Here is a 15,025-nt window from a genome sequence, read left to right as displayed (position 1 = left end):
ATCCTCGGGTCGATGCTCGCAATGCATCCTGAACCCGACGGGGTTTTCGTCCAGCGCTCAGCCGGCGTTTACACGGCGTCGACGTCAGGGCCCGTTGGCTGTGGCGCCCAGCGTGCGCGGCTGCAGCGCGAGCTGCGCGCGCAGGAAGCCATCGGGATGCTCATTGGTACGCAGCACGACGAACGCTTCGCCATCGCGCACCTGCTGTGCGATTGCCGGCGTCAGCGACGCGGTGCCACCGATGATGCGTGCGTCCTGGCCGTCGACGGTGACATCGAGACGCGCGACCTGCCCGGTGTTGTCGCCGGCCGCCGTGCCCGTGTGCAATGTCACCGATGTCGCGCGTTCGGTCAGCCCGCCGACGACGAGGTCGATGCGGATGTCGTTGTTGGTGTCCAGCGTGGCACGCACTTCGCCGGTGGGCGGACGCATATCGCCCTCCGGCGCGCGCACCAGCGCGAACTTGCCCTGCATGTGCACGGGCTGCGCAGGCTGCACGGGTTGCGCACCCGCCACCGTGGGCAGGCCGAGCAGCACGATGAGGAAGGCGGCGTACAGACGCATGGTCCAGCTCCGGGTACGGACGCTTCCCGAAGTAGGCCGTCGAGCGCCATGGCCACGTGAAATGCGCGCCGCATCCGACGGCCGTCGTGCAGTTACGTGACCACTTCACGCGGCGGTGGACCAGTGACCTCGCGTTCACTGCGCCGGCCGGAAGGTTCTGCGGTACTCCGTGGAGCCCGCCCATGCGCCAAGCCGTACCCGCCCTCGTCTTCGCGGCCTCCGCCGCGCTGTTTCTGACGTCCGCCTGTTCCACCGTCGGTGCCCTGCTCGGCTCCGACACGATCGCGTTCTCGCAGCAGCAGATCCAGCAGAAGCTGACCAAGAAGTTTCCGCACGACTATTCGAAGCTCGGCGGCCTGGTCACGCTGACGCTGATGAACCCGCGCCTGTCCATTCCGCCGGGTGAGCGCCGGCTGCAGGTCGAGTTCGACGTGGCGGCGGCTGCACTCGGTCAACCCAGCCGGACGCCCGATGGTTCGTTCACGCTGTCCAGCGCCCTGCGCTACGATCCGGCGACGCGCGGCCTGCATCTGTTCGAGCCGCGCATCGAGAAGGTCGAGGTCGCCTCGCTCGGCGGTCGCATGGGCGACACGCTGCGCAGCGCGCTCAACGACTGGGTGTCGGACTGGGCGCAGAAGGAACCCGTCTACCAGTTCGACGATTCACTGATCGGGCGCCTCGGTGCGCGCCGGATCGAGGGGACGAAGATTCAGGATGGCCAGGTGGTCGTGCAACTCGGCGAGTGATCGCCGGTCGATGCGCATCGCGTTCGCGATGCTTCTTTCCCTTGCGGCGACTGCCTGCGGCCGCGGCGGCGGCGCCACGAACGAAAATGCCGTTCCGCCCGTTGCCGACGACGGCACGCCCGCGAACACATTGCCCACGCCGGCCGCGGCACCCGGCACTGCGGTGACCGGCATGCCGACGGAACCGCCGGCGCCCAGCGCCACGGTGCCAGCGGTCGAAGCGCCCGCCGCGGAAGCCACGCCGACGGATGCAACGGCCGTTGCATCGACGGACGCCACCACCGATCCGAATGCACTGCCGACCCCGGTCGACGCGGGTGTGGCGACCGACACGGACGCGACGGCAGCAGCCATGACGCCCCCTGCCACGACGCCGACCACTGCACCCGCAGCGACCTCGGCACCGACGGTCACGCTCGCTGACGCGTCCGCTGCGTCCTCCGTCGTCAACCAGTACATGGCCGCACTCGGTGCCAACGCGCCGGCGCGCGCGCAGGCTCTGTGGGCGACGACGCCGAACGACTCCAGCGTGCTGCAGATCGCGCGCGGCACCACGTTCAACGTCGCGGTCGGCTCGCCGGCGGCGGACGCGAGCGGTCGCGTGACCGTCCCGGTCGATGTACGCGGCAAGGCTGACGATGGCAGCGATCGCCACGTGCAGGCCGCCTACACGCTGCAACGCACGCCGGCCGGCGCCTGGCGGATCTATTCCGCCACCACCCGCGACGCCACCCCCTGATCGACGCCGCGCCCACCGCAACGACGTTCGTGCTCGACACGAACGCGTGGCTGGACCTGCTGGTCTTTACCGACCCGTCGCTCGCAGGCTTCGCCGACGCGGCGCGCGATGGCAGCGTTCGCATCGTCACCGACCACCGCGCGATCGCTGAGCTCGAACGCGTGCTGCGCTACGGGGTGTTGCGGCTCGACGAAGCCGCCGCGCGTTCGCATCTCGACGTCACACGTCGACTCGCAACGTGTATCGACGTGCCGGCGATGACACTGCCGCGCTGCCGCGACCCCGACGACCAGATGTTTCTCGAGATCGCCGTCGCCGCGCGCGCCGATGCCCTGCTCACGCGCGACGCCGAACTGCTGCGCATGGCGCGCCGGATGGCGCGCGAGCATGGCGTCGCTGTCGTCGCACCCTCGATGTGGCGCGACGTCTCGGCTCAGATGTCGAAGCGGTAGGCGAGCTTCACCAGCAGCTGCTCGCTGTCGCGCAGGTCGAACGCATCACGCAGGCGACCCGAGGCGTCGACATCACCCAATGTCGGCTCCTCGAACAGGCCGCCGCCGCGCACGTAAGCGATGTACAGGTTCGACAGCGGCGCGAGTTCGTAGCGGTAGCGCACTTGGAAGCCCATGTTGCTCAGGCCGAACGGCTGGTGGCGCGACGCGACCGGGATCGGCGTGCCATCGGCGGCGAGGTCGTAGCTCTGCGGCGCGCGTGCGTCGAGGCCGATCGCCTCGAGTCGGACGCGCAGTTCCTGCTTGTTGTCGATCAGCCAGGTCACGCCCGCAGCGAAGAAGATCTGGTTGACGCGATACGTCGCCAGCGACGGCACACCGCTCACCGCTTCGGGATGCCAGAGCAGCAGCCCCGGATCGTGCTTGACCTCCATCGTCAGGCCGACGTTGGCGTGGTCGCTGATGTAGTACGTCGGTTCGACGTCGAGCGAAATTGAGCCGTGGTCCCAACCACCCAGGCTCTCCGCCGCGTAGCGCGAATTCCAGTAGAAGCCCCACGAACCGCGACGCGGAATGCCGCGTTCGTAGAACAGGTAGAGCTTGGACGGCATGCGCACGATGCCGTGGCCGCGCGTCACCAGATCGTCGTGGCCTGGCGTGAAGCTCGCGACCTCGAAGAACTCGTTGCCGCCATCGCGCATGTCGCTGGTGCGGTTGACCGACCACGCATCGGCGATCTTGAGGCCGTCGTCGTTCGCGCGATGCGACACCGCGGCGCGCCATTGGTGACTGGCGTAGCTCGACTCCTTGGGCAGATCGGTGAAGCGCCGCGAGATTTCGTAGCGGCCATAGTTGAAGTTGTTGCGCTCGAGATAGCCGAAGTCGTTGAGCTGCAGATGGTCGCCCAGATGCAGCAGGTACAGCTGCTGGCGCCAACCCTTGCCGAGATCCTGGTCGAGCTTCATCTGCGCGCCGCTGTCGCGGATGGACTGCCCCGCCTGGTCGACGTCCGACCCGACCACGGTCGTGCGCACGGAAATCGCGTCCGACGGCGTCCAGCGATGATCGAACTCGGCGACGTTCGCGACGCGGTCGAGGAACGGACGGTCCACGCGTGTGACCATCGCGCCGAAGCCCTGCGTCTGCAGGTCCTTGGTCGCGCGTAGGGCGTAGAAGTCGCGGCCGACCTCGTCCGCCTCGGTCGCCGCGAATACGCCGTAGTTGATGCCGGCGGCACTGCCGTTGAGCTTCACCGCGGCGGTGACGTCGCCGGCGCCCTGGCCGTCATCGCGTGTGCCGCCGACGCGCCGCGTGTAGATCAGCCGGTTCGCGTTGTTGAGCGAGCCGAATGCGACGTCGAAGAAGCTCTGGTTCTCGGTGAAGAACGGGCGCTTGTCGCTGAAGAAGGTTTCGATCGCGCTGAAGTTGACGACGAGCTGGTCGCTTTCGACCTGGCCGAAGTCGGGATTCAGCGTCGCCGACAGCTGCAACTTGCCGCTGGGCTTCCAGAAGATGTCCGCGCCGGTATCGAAGTCGGCCTTGTGCGCGACGTTGTCGTACACGCCCACCACGTAGGGCGTGATCGCCAGCAGCGACTGGCTGTACTTCGGCACCTGCTCCTTCTCGAATACGGACAGGAAGCGCGGCTCCGTGAAACTCACCGCGGGCCAGCTCGCGCGCTCCCCGGTGGCGCCGGTCACGCGATCGAGCACGATGCCGATGCGACGCGTATCGCCCTGCGCATCGCGCATCGGCGCGGTGTACCACGGGATCAGCATCTCGGCGGACCAGCCTTCCGCATCCTCGCTGACGGCGTGCTTCCAGTTGCCGTCCCAGTCGGTGCTGAACTGGTTCTCGTTGGTGATGACGGCATCGATGATGCTGTCCGACAGCAGCACGGTGAAGTTGTAGCCGGTGCGACCGTCGCCATCGAAATCGACGTACAGGTTCACGCGATCGAACGGGCCGCCCTGGTCGCGCTGCGCGCGGTCACGACGACGCGGCACGCCGGCGGGCTGCGTGTTGTGGAACGCGATCGCGAGGCCCTCGGGCGTGGCCTTGAACCACGCCTCGGTCGGCAGCGGTGCCGGAGCGCGCGACAGCGGCTGCGTCAAGCGGAAGTCGGTGACGTGCTGTGCATCAGCCCATTCGGCGGGGTCGATGTGGCCATCGACTTTCACGTCGCTGGCGGCGATTGCGATCGACGGCAGTGACGCCAGAACGGCGAGCGCCAGGGCGGCGCGGGGAAAGGCGGACATGCGGGGCATCCGGTACGGCGCGCGATGGGCCGAAGGAGCCCGAAGACTAGTCGGCCGCCCGGAGGCGGCCGACTGTCATAGGTCATGGCAAGGCGATGGCCTGACGACGCATCGCGACGCGTTACGCGCGCTTGCGGGCGCCGGTACCACGGCCGGTCGACGCGCGCGTGCCCGCCTTCGAACCGCCCTTCTTCGACGCGGCCTTCGAGCGGCCCTTCGGCGCCGGCTTGGCGGCCGTCGCCGGCTTGCGCTTGGGCTGCAGCATCGTGCCGGTGCAGTTCTTCGAGCCGCAGCGGCAGCCCCAGATCTTCTTCATCTTCGGCGTGTGCGGCTCGCCGAGGGTGATGCCGTAGTTGTAGGTCAGCTCCTCGCCCGGCTTGATCGCGCGCTTGGCTTCGATGAAGACGCGGTCCTTCGTGCGGTCGTCGCCGTCGTGTTCCTCGATGATCGAGTCGCAGTTCGGCGAGCAGCTGTGGTTGATCCAGCGCGCGACGCTGCCCTTGCGGTTGCCGTCGATCACGTAGTCGTCGTTGAGCGTGAACAGGAAGGTGTGGCCCGAATCCGCCGAACCTTCGTCGCCATTGTCGACGTCGTCGTGGGTGCGGCGCTCGCCGCGGTACTCGATGATGCGCTCGCCCTTGGCGATCGGCGCGGTAGCGAACACACCGGTTCCGTGGATGGCGGAGCGGCGGGCGACGATCTTGCTGGGCATGCGGTGGACCGGATGAAGGGGAGCCGCATTCTGCCGTGCCCACCGCCGCAGGTCATCACGCCGCGTGGGCCCTGAACCCTGTGAAGGGCCGCCGTGGCGCGGCCGACCGTCAAATCGTACAATTCCGGTACCGATTCGAACCGCCCTGGACGAGGCCCCGCGCATGCTCCGGGTCACCAAGCTCACCGACTACGCGACCGTCGTGCTCACGGTCCTCGCCGCCGCACGCGGCGAAGTACTGAGCGCGACCGAAATCGCCGAGCGGGCGGGACTGGAAGCCACCACCGTCAGCAAGGTGCTCAAGCCGCTTGCGCAGGCGACGTTGGTCGAAGGCTTCCGCGGCGCGCACGGCGGCTACCGCCTGGCGCGCCCGGCCCGCGACATCGCGCTGATCGACGTGATCGAGGCGATGGAAGGCCCGCTCGCGGTGACCGAGTGCAGCGTGCACGACGGCCAGTGCGGCATCGAATCGTCCTGCGGAATCCGCCGCAACTGGCGGCGCATCAACGACGTGATCGTGCAGTCGCTGAGCGGCATCACCCTGCAGGACATGCTGGAGCCGGAGATCGACACGGGCGCCGCGCGCCGTCGCATCGACCTCCGCCTCGCGAACGTTTGAGGACCGAATGACCGACCTGATCGCCAATGCCGAGATCCACCAGCAGCTCGGTCGACGCTACGACGCCGGCTTCGTCACCGACATCGAGTCGGAGACGCTGCCGCCCGGCCTGAACGAGGACATCATCCGCGCGCTGTCCGCGAAGAAGGACGAGCCCGAGTGGATGACCGACTGGCGCCTGGCCGCCTATCGCCATTGGCTGACGATGACCGCGCCGCACTGGGCGAAGCTCGAGATCGCGCCCATCGACTTCCAGGCGCTGAGCTACTACTCCGCGCCGAAGGGCCCGAAGTACAAGTCGCTGGACGAAGTCCCGCAGGAGCTGCTCGACACCTACGACAAGCTCGGCGTGCCGCTGCACGAGCGCGCCAAGCTCGCGGGCGTGGCGGTCGATGCGGTGTTCGACTCCGTGTCGGTGGGCACGACGTTCCGCAAGGAGCTCGCCGACAAGGGCGTGATCTTCTGCTCGATGTCCGAGGCGATCCGCGAATACCCCGAACTCGTGCGCCAGTACCTCGGCAGCGTGGTGCCGGTCGGCGACAACTTCTTCGCGGCGCTCAACTCCGCGGTGTTCTCGGATGGCAGTTTCGTCTTCATTCCGAAGGGTGTGCGCTGCCCGATGGAGCTGTCGACCTACTTCCGCATCAACGCCAGCGAGACCGGCCAGTTCGAGCGCACGCTGATCGTCTGCGAGGACAACGCGTACGTCAGTTATCTCGAAGGCTGCACCGCGCCGATGCGCGACGAGAACCAGCTTCACGCGGCCGTCGTCGAACTCGTCGCGCTCGAAGGCGCCGAGATCAAGTACAGCACCGTGCAGAACTGGTATCCGGGCGACGAGAACGGCGTCGGCGGCATCTATAACTTCGTGACCAAGCGCGGCGAGTGCCGCGGCGCGAAGTCGAAGATCAGCTGGACGCAGGTCGAAACCGGCTCGGCGATCACCTGGAAGTACCCGAGCTGCGTGCTTCTGGGTGACGACTCGGTCGGCGAGTTCTATTCGGTCGCGCTCACGCACCACCGCCAGCAGGCCGACACCGGCACCAAGATGATCCACGTCGGCAAGCGCACGAAGAGCAAGATCGTGAGCAAGGGCATCAGTGCCGGTCGCGGGCAGAACACGTACCGCGGCCTGGTGCGTGTCGAACGCACCGCGGCGGACGCGCGCAACTATACGCAGTGCGATTCGCTGCTGATCGGCAAGAAGTGCGGCGCGCACACCTTCCCGTACATCGAGGTGCGCAACCCGGGCGCGAAGGTCGAGCACGAGGCGACGACGTCGAAGATCAGCGAGGACCAGATGTTCTATTGCCGGTCCCGTGGCATCAGTCAGGAAGACGCGGTGTCGATGATCGTCGACGGCTTCTGCAAGTCGGTGTTCAAGGAACTGCCGATGGAGTTCGCCGTCGAGGCGAAGAAGCTGCTGGAAGTCAGCCTCGAAGGATCCGTCGGGTGAGAGACCGCGCCCAGCGAACGCCAAAAAAAGGCATTCGCTGCGGTCACGAAGGCCCGGGCAGGACGCCCGGGCCGGGGTAACCCGAAGCGACGAACGTCGCGCCACGGACGGCTACGCAGATCACGGGAAGCGAAACACGACAATGCTGAAGATCGACAACCTCCACGTCCGCGTCGCAGGCAAGGACATCCTCAAGGGCCTCACGCTGGAGGTCGGCGCCGGACAGGTGCACGCCATCATGGGCCCGAACGGCGCGGGCAAGTCGACGCTCGGCAACGTGCTCGCCGGCCGCGAAGGCTACGAAGTGGTCGACGGCACGATCGAGTTCGAAGGCCGCGACCTGCTCGCACTCGAACCCGAAGAACGCGCTGCGGCCGGTGTCTTCCTCGCCTTCCAGTACCCGGTCGAAATCCCGGGCGTGAACAACACCTACTTCCTGCGTGCCGCGCTCAACGCGCAGCGCAAGGCGCGCGGCGAGTCGGAACTCGATTCGATGCAGTTCCTGAAGAAGGTGCGCGAGAAGCTTGCCGTCCTGCACCTGAAGGACGAGCTGCTGCATCGCGGCGTCAACGAAGGTTTCTCCGGCGGCGAGAAGAAGCGCAACGAGATCTTCCAGCTCGCGCTGCTCGAGCCCAAGCTCGCGATCCTCGACGAAACCGATTCCGGTCTCGACATCGACGCGCTCAAGGCCGTCGCCGACGGCGTCAACGCGCAGCGCTCGCCCGATCGTGCCTTTCTCGTGATCACGCACTACCAGCGCCTGCTCGACTACATCCGCCCGGACGTCGTCCACGTGCTGGCCGATGGCCGCATCGTCGAGACCGGCGGCCCCGAGCTCGCGCTGCAGCTGGAGGAACACGGCTACGCATGGGTGAAGGACCGCATCGCGCCGGGAGCGGCCGCCTGACATGAGCGCGCTGCTCGACTCCCTGACCGCCGCGTTCGACACGCTGCCGCTGCGCGAGGCCGGCGGCCTCGGTCCGGCACGCCGCGAAGCACTCGAAGCACTGCGTCGCGACGGCCTGCCCGGCGCGCGCGTCGAAGCCTGGAAGTACACCAGCCTGCGTCCGCTGGAGCGCCGAAGTTTTGCCGCCGCGAACGAAGCGCAGGCCTTCGATGCGGCATGGGTTGCTTCGATCCCGGCGCCGCGCATCGTGTTCGTCAACGGCGTGTTCGCCGGCGAGCTGAGCGATCTGTCCACGCTTGAAACCGGCGTCACCGTCGAGCCCCTGTCGGCGGTGCTCGCACGCGGCGACTCGCGTGAATGCAACGTCCTCGGCCGGCGCTTCGAGCGGGCCGACGAACCGTTCGCGCGTCTCAATGCCGCACTCGCAACCGAGGGCGCCATCGTCCGCGTCGATGCCGGCGTGCAGGCGAAGCACGCGCTTCATCTCGTCACGATCGGCGCACCGACCGGCACCGAAGTCGCCTCGCATCTCCGTCATCTCGTCGACCTGCATCAAGGCGCCCGCCTGGAGATCGTCGAGCACCTGATCTCGGCCGGTCTGCACGCGAATCTCGCGACGTCGATCGTTCATGCGCATCTCAAGCCCGAAGCCCAGCTCGTGCACGCGCGCCTGCAGGACGAGGCTGGTGGCGCGCAACTGTTCGCCCGCACCGATGCCGTGCTCGCACGCGACGCGGTCTATCGCCGCCTCGATCTCGAACTCGGCGCCGGCCTGTCGCGCCATGAACTCAATGTCGCGCTGCACGGCGATCGCGCCTGCACGAATGCCAATGGCGTGCTGCTCGGCGATGCGCGCCGGCACCTCGATACGCGCCTCGGCATCGACCACGTCGGTCGCGACGGCCGCTGCGAGCTCGTCTGGCGCGGTCTCGCGTCGGGCCGCTCGCGTGCCGCCTTTCACGGCGGCATCGAAATCCGAGAAGGCGCCGACGGCACCAACGCCGCGCTGTCGAACAAGAACCTGCTGCTCTCCGACGCCGCCGAAATCGATTCGCAGCCGGTGCTGGTCATCCACGCCGACGAAGTGCAGGCGGCGCACGGCGCGACGGTCGGGCAGCTCGATCCGACGTCGCTGTTCTACCTGCGTTCGCGCGGCATCCCGTCGAATGAAGCACGCGCCCTGCTGACCGCTGCGTTCTGCCGCGAGACGCTGGCGGTGCTCGACGACGGTGCGACGCGCGACCTGCTCGCCGCGCGCCTCGACGCCGCGCTCGCCCGGATGGAATCGCCATGAACGCGTCGATGGCCACGCCCGCAATCGACTGGGCCCGCGTGCGAGCGGATTTCCCGCTGCTGACGCGCGAGGTCCATGGCAAGCCGCTGGTCTATCTCGACTCGGCCAATACCTCGCAGAAGCCTGCGCAGGTCATCGACGCGGTCGACACGTTCTACCGCCTGCATAACGCGAACGTCAGCCGCGCCGTGCACGCGCTGGGCTCGGAGGCCACCGAGGCCTACGAAGGCGCGCGACGCAAGCTCGCCACCTTCCTCAATGTGCGCGCTGATGAGCTGGTGCTGTGCAGCGGCACGACGTTCGCGATCAATCTCGTCGCCTACAGCTGGGCGCTGCCGTGGCTCAAGCCCGGCGACGTGATCGTTCTCACGCGCATGGAGCACCACGCGAACATCGTGCCGTGGCAGATCGTTGCCCAACGCACCGGCGCGGTGATCAAGGTCGCCGAGATCGACGAACGCGGCGAAATCGACCTCGAAGCGTTGTATGCGCTGCTGACGCCCGAGGTGAAGCTGCTCGGCCTCACGCACGTCTCCAACGTGCTCGGCACGGTAAACCCCGTCCGCGAGATCTGTCGCGAAGCACGCCGCCGCGACATCGTCACGGTGGTCGACGGCTCGCAGGCGGCACCGCACCGCACGCTCGACATCGCTTCCATCGGCTGCGACTTCTACGCGATCACCGGCCACAAGATGGTCGGCCCGACCGGTACCGGCGCGCTGTGGGGCCGTCGCGAACATCTGCATTCGATGCCGCCCTTCCTCGGCGGCGGCGAAATGATCCGCGAGGTCCGCTTCGAAGGCACCGTCTACAACGACGCCCCGCACCGCTTCGAAGCGGGCACACCGAACATCGCCGGCTTCGTCGGCCTCGGTGCAGCGGTCGACTACCTGTCGTCGATCGGCATGGCCGCGATCGAAGCGCGCGAACAGGAACTGCTCGCGCACGCGACCGAAGCACTGTCGAAGATCGACGGCCTGCGCATTTTCGGCAATGCGCGCGAGAAGGCGGCGGTGATCAGCTTCCTGGTCGAAGGTGCACACGCCCACGATCTCGCCACCCTGCTCGATCTCGAAGGCGTCGCCGTACGCTCGGGCCATCACTGCGCGCATCCGCTGATGCATCATTTCGGCGTACCGGCCACCTGCCGCGCCTCGTTCGCGTTCTACAACACGCACGAGGAGATCGACGCCTTCGTCGCCGCCCTGCTCAAAGTCCGCCGCCTGCTTGCGTGATCCGATGACCGACCTGCGCTTTCGCAATGCCACGCCACGCGACGCCGACGCGATCGTCGCGCTCGTCGAGTCCGCCTATCGCGGAGACGCCAGCCGTGCGGGCTGGACGACCGAAGCGGACCTCCTCGACGGCCGCCGAACGGACGCCGACGATGTGCGCGAGTGCATCGCACGCCCCGACAGCGTGGTCCTCCTCGCCGTCGACGCGGCCACCCGCGAACCGGTGGCGTGTGCGCACGTCGCACAGGAGGACGGCAACGGCTATTTCGGCATGTTTTCGGTGCGACCTACGCTTCAGGGCGGCGGCGTCGGCAAACAGCTGCTCGCGCGCGCGGAGCGCATGGTCTTCAATCACTGGGGCCTGCCGGCGATGCGCATGACGGTGATCGACGTGCGCGACGAACTCATTGCCTTCTACGAGCGCCGCGGCTACGTGCGGACGGGCATCAAGAAGCCCTTCCCCTACGGCGACGAACGCTTCGGGCAGCCGCGGCGTGACGACCTCCGCTTCGAGGTCCTCGAAAAGCGCGCGCCGGCTCGCGCCGCGTCCCGTCGCTGACCATGGATGGCTGGGCGCGCGTCGGAACCATCAGCGAAATCCTGCCCGGCGAGCACCGCGTCGTCTGGGACGGCGACACGCCCATCCTCGTCGTGAACCTCGAGGGCGATTTCTACGCCCTGCTCGACCAGTGCACGCACGAGGACTACGAGCTCTCGGCCGGCCCCGTCGATGCCGACGAAGGTGTCGTCGAGTGCGTGCTGCATGGCGCGCGTTTCGACCTGCGCAGCGGCCGCGCGCTCTGCGGCCCGGCGTACCTGCCCGTCGCGAAGTTCCCCGTCGAGGTGGTCGACGGCGTGATCTGGACACGCGACGACCGCTAAATCCGCTGTGTGCCTGACGGCGCCGGTCCGCCAGTCCACCGCCTGCGCTCAATTCGCAATTGCGAATCATTCTTAATTGCGTTTCAATAGCGCCACGGCCGGTCACCCGCGAGCCCGGCAGCCCTTTCACGATCAACGGATCCCATGGCCCACATCAGGAGTCGCAAGCACGCCCCGCGCGCCCTCGGCGCGTCGCTGCTTGCCGGTCTCGCGCTCGGCGCGACCTTCAATGCCACCGCCGCCAGCCCGGCGCCGGACGACAAGGAGACGCTCGACCGCGTCAAGGTCTACGGCGCGCGCACCAAGCGGTACAACGGCGAGGCCAGCTCGGCGAAATTCACGCAGACGCTGGTCGACACGACGCAGACGATCAACGTAATCGGCAACGACCTGTTCAACGAACAGGGCGCGACGTCGCTGACCGAAGCGCTGCGCAACAGCCCGGGCGTCGGCACCTTCTACGCCGGCGAAAACGGCGCGACCAGCACCGGCGACGCCATCTACATGCGCGGCTTCGACACGTCGGGCAACATTTTCGTGGATGGGATCCGCGATCTGGGCGCGGTCAGCCGTGACGTGTTCAACGTCGATCAGATCGAAGTCACCAAGGGCCCGGCCGGTACCGACACCGGCCGCAGCTCACCGACCGGTTCGATCAACCTCGTCACCAAGCGCGCAAACCTGCGCGACGCGAACAGCGCTTCGCTGTCGGTCGGTACGGACGATCAGCTGCGCGGCGTCGCCGACTTCAACCGTCACCTGAGTGACAGCACGGCACTGCGCGTCAACCTGATGGCACAGGACAGCGGCGTGCCTGGGCGCGATCGCGTGCACAACGATCGCTGGGGCGTCGCCGCGTCGCTGGGCTTCGGCCTCGACGGCCCGACGCGCACGCATCTCGACCTGCTGCACGTGAAACAGGACAACATTCCGGATGGCTGGGTGCCCACGATCGGCCTGCCCGGCTACTCGTCGCCGGATCCGACGCGCCCGTACATTTCCAGCGCGCCCCGCGTCGATTCGACCCACTTCTACGGCACGACGTCCGACTTCGACCACGTCAACGCGGACATGGCGACGCTGCGCGTCGAACACATGACCGACAACGGTTCACAGCTGCGCAACATCACGCGCTGGGGCCGCACATCGCAGGACTACATGCTGACATCGTTCACGGCGACTGCGGCGAATCTCAAGACGCCGGACCCGAACGACATGTCGACGTGGACGCTGGCGCGCAGCAATCCGACCTTCAAGGACCAGGTCAATTCGATCGTCACGAACCAGACCAGCCTGGTCACGCATTTCGGTGAAGGCGCGGTGCGGCACGACCTCAGCACGGGCGTGGAATTCGTTCGCGAAACGCTCGACCAGCGCGGCGTCGCGCCTCTCAACGGCACCACGTGGCCGGCGGCGAATCTCTACCACCCCGATCCGAACGTCACCGGTCTGGTCTGGGGCCACAACGGCGCGGACAGCTACGGCCGCGTCAACACGATCGCGGCCTACGCCTTCGACACGATCAGCTTTGGCGAACAGTGGCAGGTCAACGGCGGCCTTCGATTCGATCGCTACGACAGCCACTACCGTAATGCGCGCGCCTGCATTGCGACCGTCAGTGCGACGTCGAACTCGCCGGCATGCAACGGTGCACCCGTGGGAACCGTCCTGCCCTACCTCAACAGCGGCGACTCGGACACGCTGGTGAACTGGAAGGTCGGCGCGCTGTACAAGCCGACGCCGGCGTCGAGCCTGTACGCGAATTACGCCGTGTCCTACCAGCCACCGGGCGGCTCGACGCTTGAACTCAGCGGCGCGGCCAACAGCCCGAACAAGCCGGGCTACGCCCCACAGAAGACGAGCACCGCGGAAATCGGCGGCAAGTGGAGCTTCTCGGACGACGCGCTGCTGCTCACCGCAGCGCTGTACGACACGCGCATCGAGAACGAAGTCATACCCGATCCGTCGAGCGGCACGCAGTACCAGCAAGCCGGCGAGAAGCGCGTGCGCGGCATCGAACTGAGCGCGGTCGGTCAGCTCACGAAGCAGTGGTGGGTGTCCGCGGGCTACACGAAGATGGACGCGGAAGTGCTCAAGGGCCCGAGCGTCGCGCGTGACGGTTCGAACGCCGTGCCCTACACGCCGGACCGCGCATTCACCGCGTGGACGACGTATCGCTTCGACAACGGCCTGACGCTCGGCGGCGGCGCGCGCTATTCGGGTGAGATGAAGCGCGGCACGGACGGTGCGATCGGCACGCCGGCGTCGACGGGTGATTACTGGGTGTTCGACGCAGTCGCGAGCTATGCATTCAGCGAGGCCTTGGACGTCCGACTCAACCTCTACAACCTCGCCGACACCGACTACGTTGCAGCCATCAACAAGAGCGGCTATCGCTATACGCCCGGCCAGCCGCGTTCGGCGCTGCTGACCTTCAACGTGAGGTTCTGACGATGCTCCTGCACGTGCCCGGCGTTCTCGATGGCGACACGCTGGCGCAGATGCGTCGGGCGCTCGTCGAGGCCGACTGGACCGACGGTCGCGCGACCGTCGGTCCGCAGGGCGCGCAGGTGAAGCGGAACGAGCAGTTGCCGGACACGTCGCCGCTGCGCCAGCGCCTCGCTGCGCTGGTGCTCGACGCGGTGTCGCGCAATCCGCTCTTCCATGCGGCGACGCTGCCCGCACGCATCTTCCCGCCGCGCTTCAATCGCTATCGCGGTGGCGGCGAATACGGCTTCCATGTCGATGGCGCGGTGATGTCTGTCGATGGTGCGCCATCGCAGCCGATCCGTAGCGACATCTCATGCACGCTGTTCCTCAACGAACCCGAGGACTACGACGGCGGCGAGCTGATCATCCACGACACCTACGGCGAGCACGAGGTGAAACTCGCCGCGGGCGATGCGATCGTCTATCCGTCGAGCAGCCTGCATCGGGTCACGCCGGTGACGCGCGGGGAGCGGCTGGCGTCGTTCTTCTGGATCCAGAGTCTGGTGCGCGACGACAGCCAGCGTCGCACGTTGTTCGAGCTCGATTCGTCGATCCAGACGCTCACCGCAACCGGCGCAGACCGCGAGTCTCTACTTCGACTCACCGGCATCTATCACAACCTTTTGCGGCGCTGGGCCGAGACCTGATTCCACGCCTGCGACGCTGCGCCT

At 67.3% G+C, this 15,025-nt stretch carries 15 protein-coding genes and 1 pseudogene; 12 read left to right on the top strand and 4 right to left on the bottom strand.

Annotated elements, in window-relative coordinates; genetic code table 11:
• Positions 1 to 84: 84 nt before the first annotated feature.
• Positions 85 to 564, bottom strand: a complete 480-nt coding sequence (locus DWG18_RS03415; RefSeq protein ID WP_115645426.1) for a CHRD domain-containing protein — start codon at positions 562 to 564, stop codon at positions 85 to 87.
• 182 nt (positions 565 to 746) lie between these two features.
• On the opposite strand from DWG18_RS03415, the gene DWG18_RS03410 reads away from it, so the two are divergent.
• Positions 747 to 1,310, top strand: a complete 564-nt coding sequence (locus DWG18_RS03410) for a DUF1439 domain-containing protein (RefSeq protein ID WP_115645424.1) — start codon at positions 747 to 749, stop codon at positions 1,308 to 1,310.
• Here DWG18_RS03410 and DWG18_RS15210 read toward each other — a convergent pair.
• Positions 1,227 to 1,664 (bottom strand): hypothetical protein, encoded by a 438-nt coding sequence (locus DWG18_RS15210; RefSeq protein WP_162823685.1) that lies wholly within the window; start codon positions 1,662 to 1,664, stop codon positions 1,227 to 1,229. The two genes, DWG18_RS03410 and DWG18_RS15210, sit on opposite strands and share 84 nt — an antisense overlap.
• Between DWG18_RS15210 and DWG18_RS15205 the strand changes: the two genes are divergently transcribed.
• Positions 1,663 to 2,049, top strand: a complete 387-nt coding sequence (locus tag DWG18_RS15205; RefSeq protein WP_162823684.1) for a hypothetical protein — start codon at positions 1,663 to 1,665, stop codon at positions 2,047 to 2,049. The genes DWG18_RS15210 and DWG18_RS15205 overlap by 2 nt on opposite strands.
• A 29-nt stretch (positions 2,050 to 2,078) precedes the next feature.
• Positions 2,079 to 2,501: a putative toxin-antitoxin system toxin component, PIN family gene (locus tag DWG18_RS03400; RefSeq protein WP_162823683.1), complete on the top strand. Its 423-nt coding sequence runs from the start codon at positions 2,079 to 2,081 to the stop codon at positions 2,499 to 2,501.
• Here DWG18_RS03400 and DWG18_RS03395 read toward each other — a convergent pair.
• A complete protein-coding gene (locus DWG18_RS03395; RefSeq protein ID WP_115648010.1) occupies positions 2,483 to 4,759 on the bottom strand; it encodes a DUF5916 domain-containing protein in 2,277 nt (758 codons plus the stop codon). The genes DWG18_RS03400 and DWG18_RS03395 overlap by 19 nt on opposite strands.
• Before the next feature lie 247 nt (positions 4,760 to 5,006).
• Positions 5,007 to 5,471: pseudogene (locus DWG18_RS03390) on the bottom strand (SET domain-containing protein-lysine N-methyltransferase); the annotation flags it as partial.
• A 163-nt stretch (positions 5,472 to 5,634) separates the two neighbouring features.
• On the opposite strand from DWG18_RS03390, the gene DWG18_RS03385 reads away from it, so the two are divergent.
• The 9 genes from DWG18_RS03385 to DWG18_RS03345 all read left to right on the top strand — a co-directional run bounded on the left by DWG18_RS03385 (position 5,635) and on the right by DWG18_RS03345 (position 15,001).
• Positions 5,635 to 6,090: an SUF system Fe-S cluster assembly regulator gene (locus DWG18_RS03385; protein ID WP_115645418.1), complete on the top strand. Its 456-nt coding sequence runs from the start codon at positions 5,635 to 5,637 to the stop codon at positions 6,088 to 6,090.
• A 7-nt stretch (positions 6,091 to 6,097) separates the two neighbouring features.
• Entirely contained in the window at positions 6,098 to 7,546 is a 1,449-nt protein-coding gene (sufB, locus tag DWG18_RS03380; protein ID WP_115645416.1) for a Fe-S cluster assembly protein SufB, read from the top strand.
• 142 nt (positions 7,547 to 7,688) lie between these two features.
• Positions 7,689 to 8,453 (top strand): Fe-S cluster assembly ATPase SufC, encoded by a 765-nt coding sequence (gene sufC / locus DWG18_RS03375; RefSeq protein ID WP_115645414.1) that lies wholly within the window; start codon positions 7,689 to 7,691, stop codon positions 8,451 to 8,453.
• 1 nt (position 8,454) lies between these two features.
• Positions 8,455 to 9,747, top strand: a complete 1,293-nt coding sequence (sufD, locus tag DWG18_RS03370; protein ID WP_115645412.1) for a Fe-S cluster assembly protein SufD — start codon at positions 8,455 to 8,457, stop codon at positions 9,745 to 9,747.
• On the top strand, positions 9,744 to 10,982 hold the full coding sequence (locus DWG18_RS03365; RefSeq protein ID WP_115645410.1) for a cysteine desulfurase: 1,239 nt from the start codon (positions 9,744 to 9,746) through the stop codon (positions 10,980 to 10,982). The genes sufD and DWG18_RS03365 overlap by 4 nt, the downstream gene beginning before the upstream one ends.
• A gap of 4 nt (positions 10,983 to 10,986) precedes the next feature.
• The gene (locus tag DWG18_RS03360) at positions 10,987 to 11,541 is read left to right on the top strand and encodes a GNAT family N-acetyltransferase (protein ID WP_115645408.1); all 555 of its coding nucleotides are present in this window, start codon (positions 10,987 to 10,989) and stop codon (positions 11,539 to 11,541) included.
• Between the two features lie 2 nt (positions 11,542 to 11,543).
• Positions 11,544 to 11,864 carry a non-heme iron oxygenase ferredoxin subunit gene (locus DWG18_RS03355; protein ID WP_115645406.1) on the top strand — a complete coding sequence of 107 codons (321 nt, stop codon included), beginning with the start codon at positions 11,544 to 11,546 and terminating at the stop codon, positions 11,862 to 11,864.
• Between the two features lie 144 nt (positions 11,865 to 12,008).
• Positions 12,009 to 14,315: a catecholate siderophore receptor Fiu gene (locus tag DWG18_RS03350; protein ID WP_115645404.1), complete on the top strand. Its 2,307-nt coding sequence runs from the start codon at positions 12,009 to 12,011 to the stop codon at positions 14,313 to 14,315.
• A gap of 2 nt (positions 14,316 to 14,317) precedes the next feature.
• Positions 14,318 to 15,001, top strand: coding sequence for a Fe2+-dependent dioxygenase (locus DWG18_RS03345; protein ID WP_115645402.1), 684 nt, complete (start codon positions 14,318 to 14,320; stop codon positions 14,999 to 15,001).
• The last annotated feature ends 24 nt before the right edge of the window (positions 15,002 to 15,025 follow it).

It is taken from the genome of Lysobacter sp. TY2-98 (assembly GCF_003367355.1).
Lineage (GTDB): Bacteria > Pseudomonadota > Gammaproteobacteria > Xanthomonadales > Xanthomonadaceae > Cognatilysobacter.
Note: the sequence above shows the minus strand (reverse complement) of the source record. Positions and strands in the feature narration are given on the sequence as shown.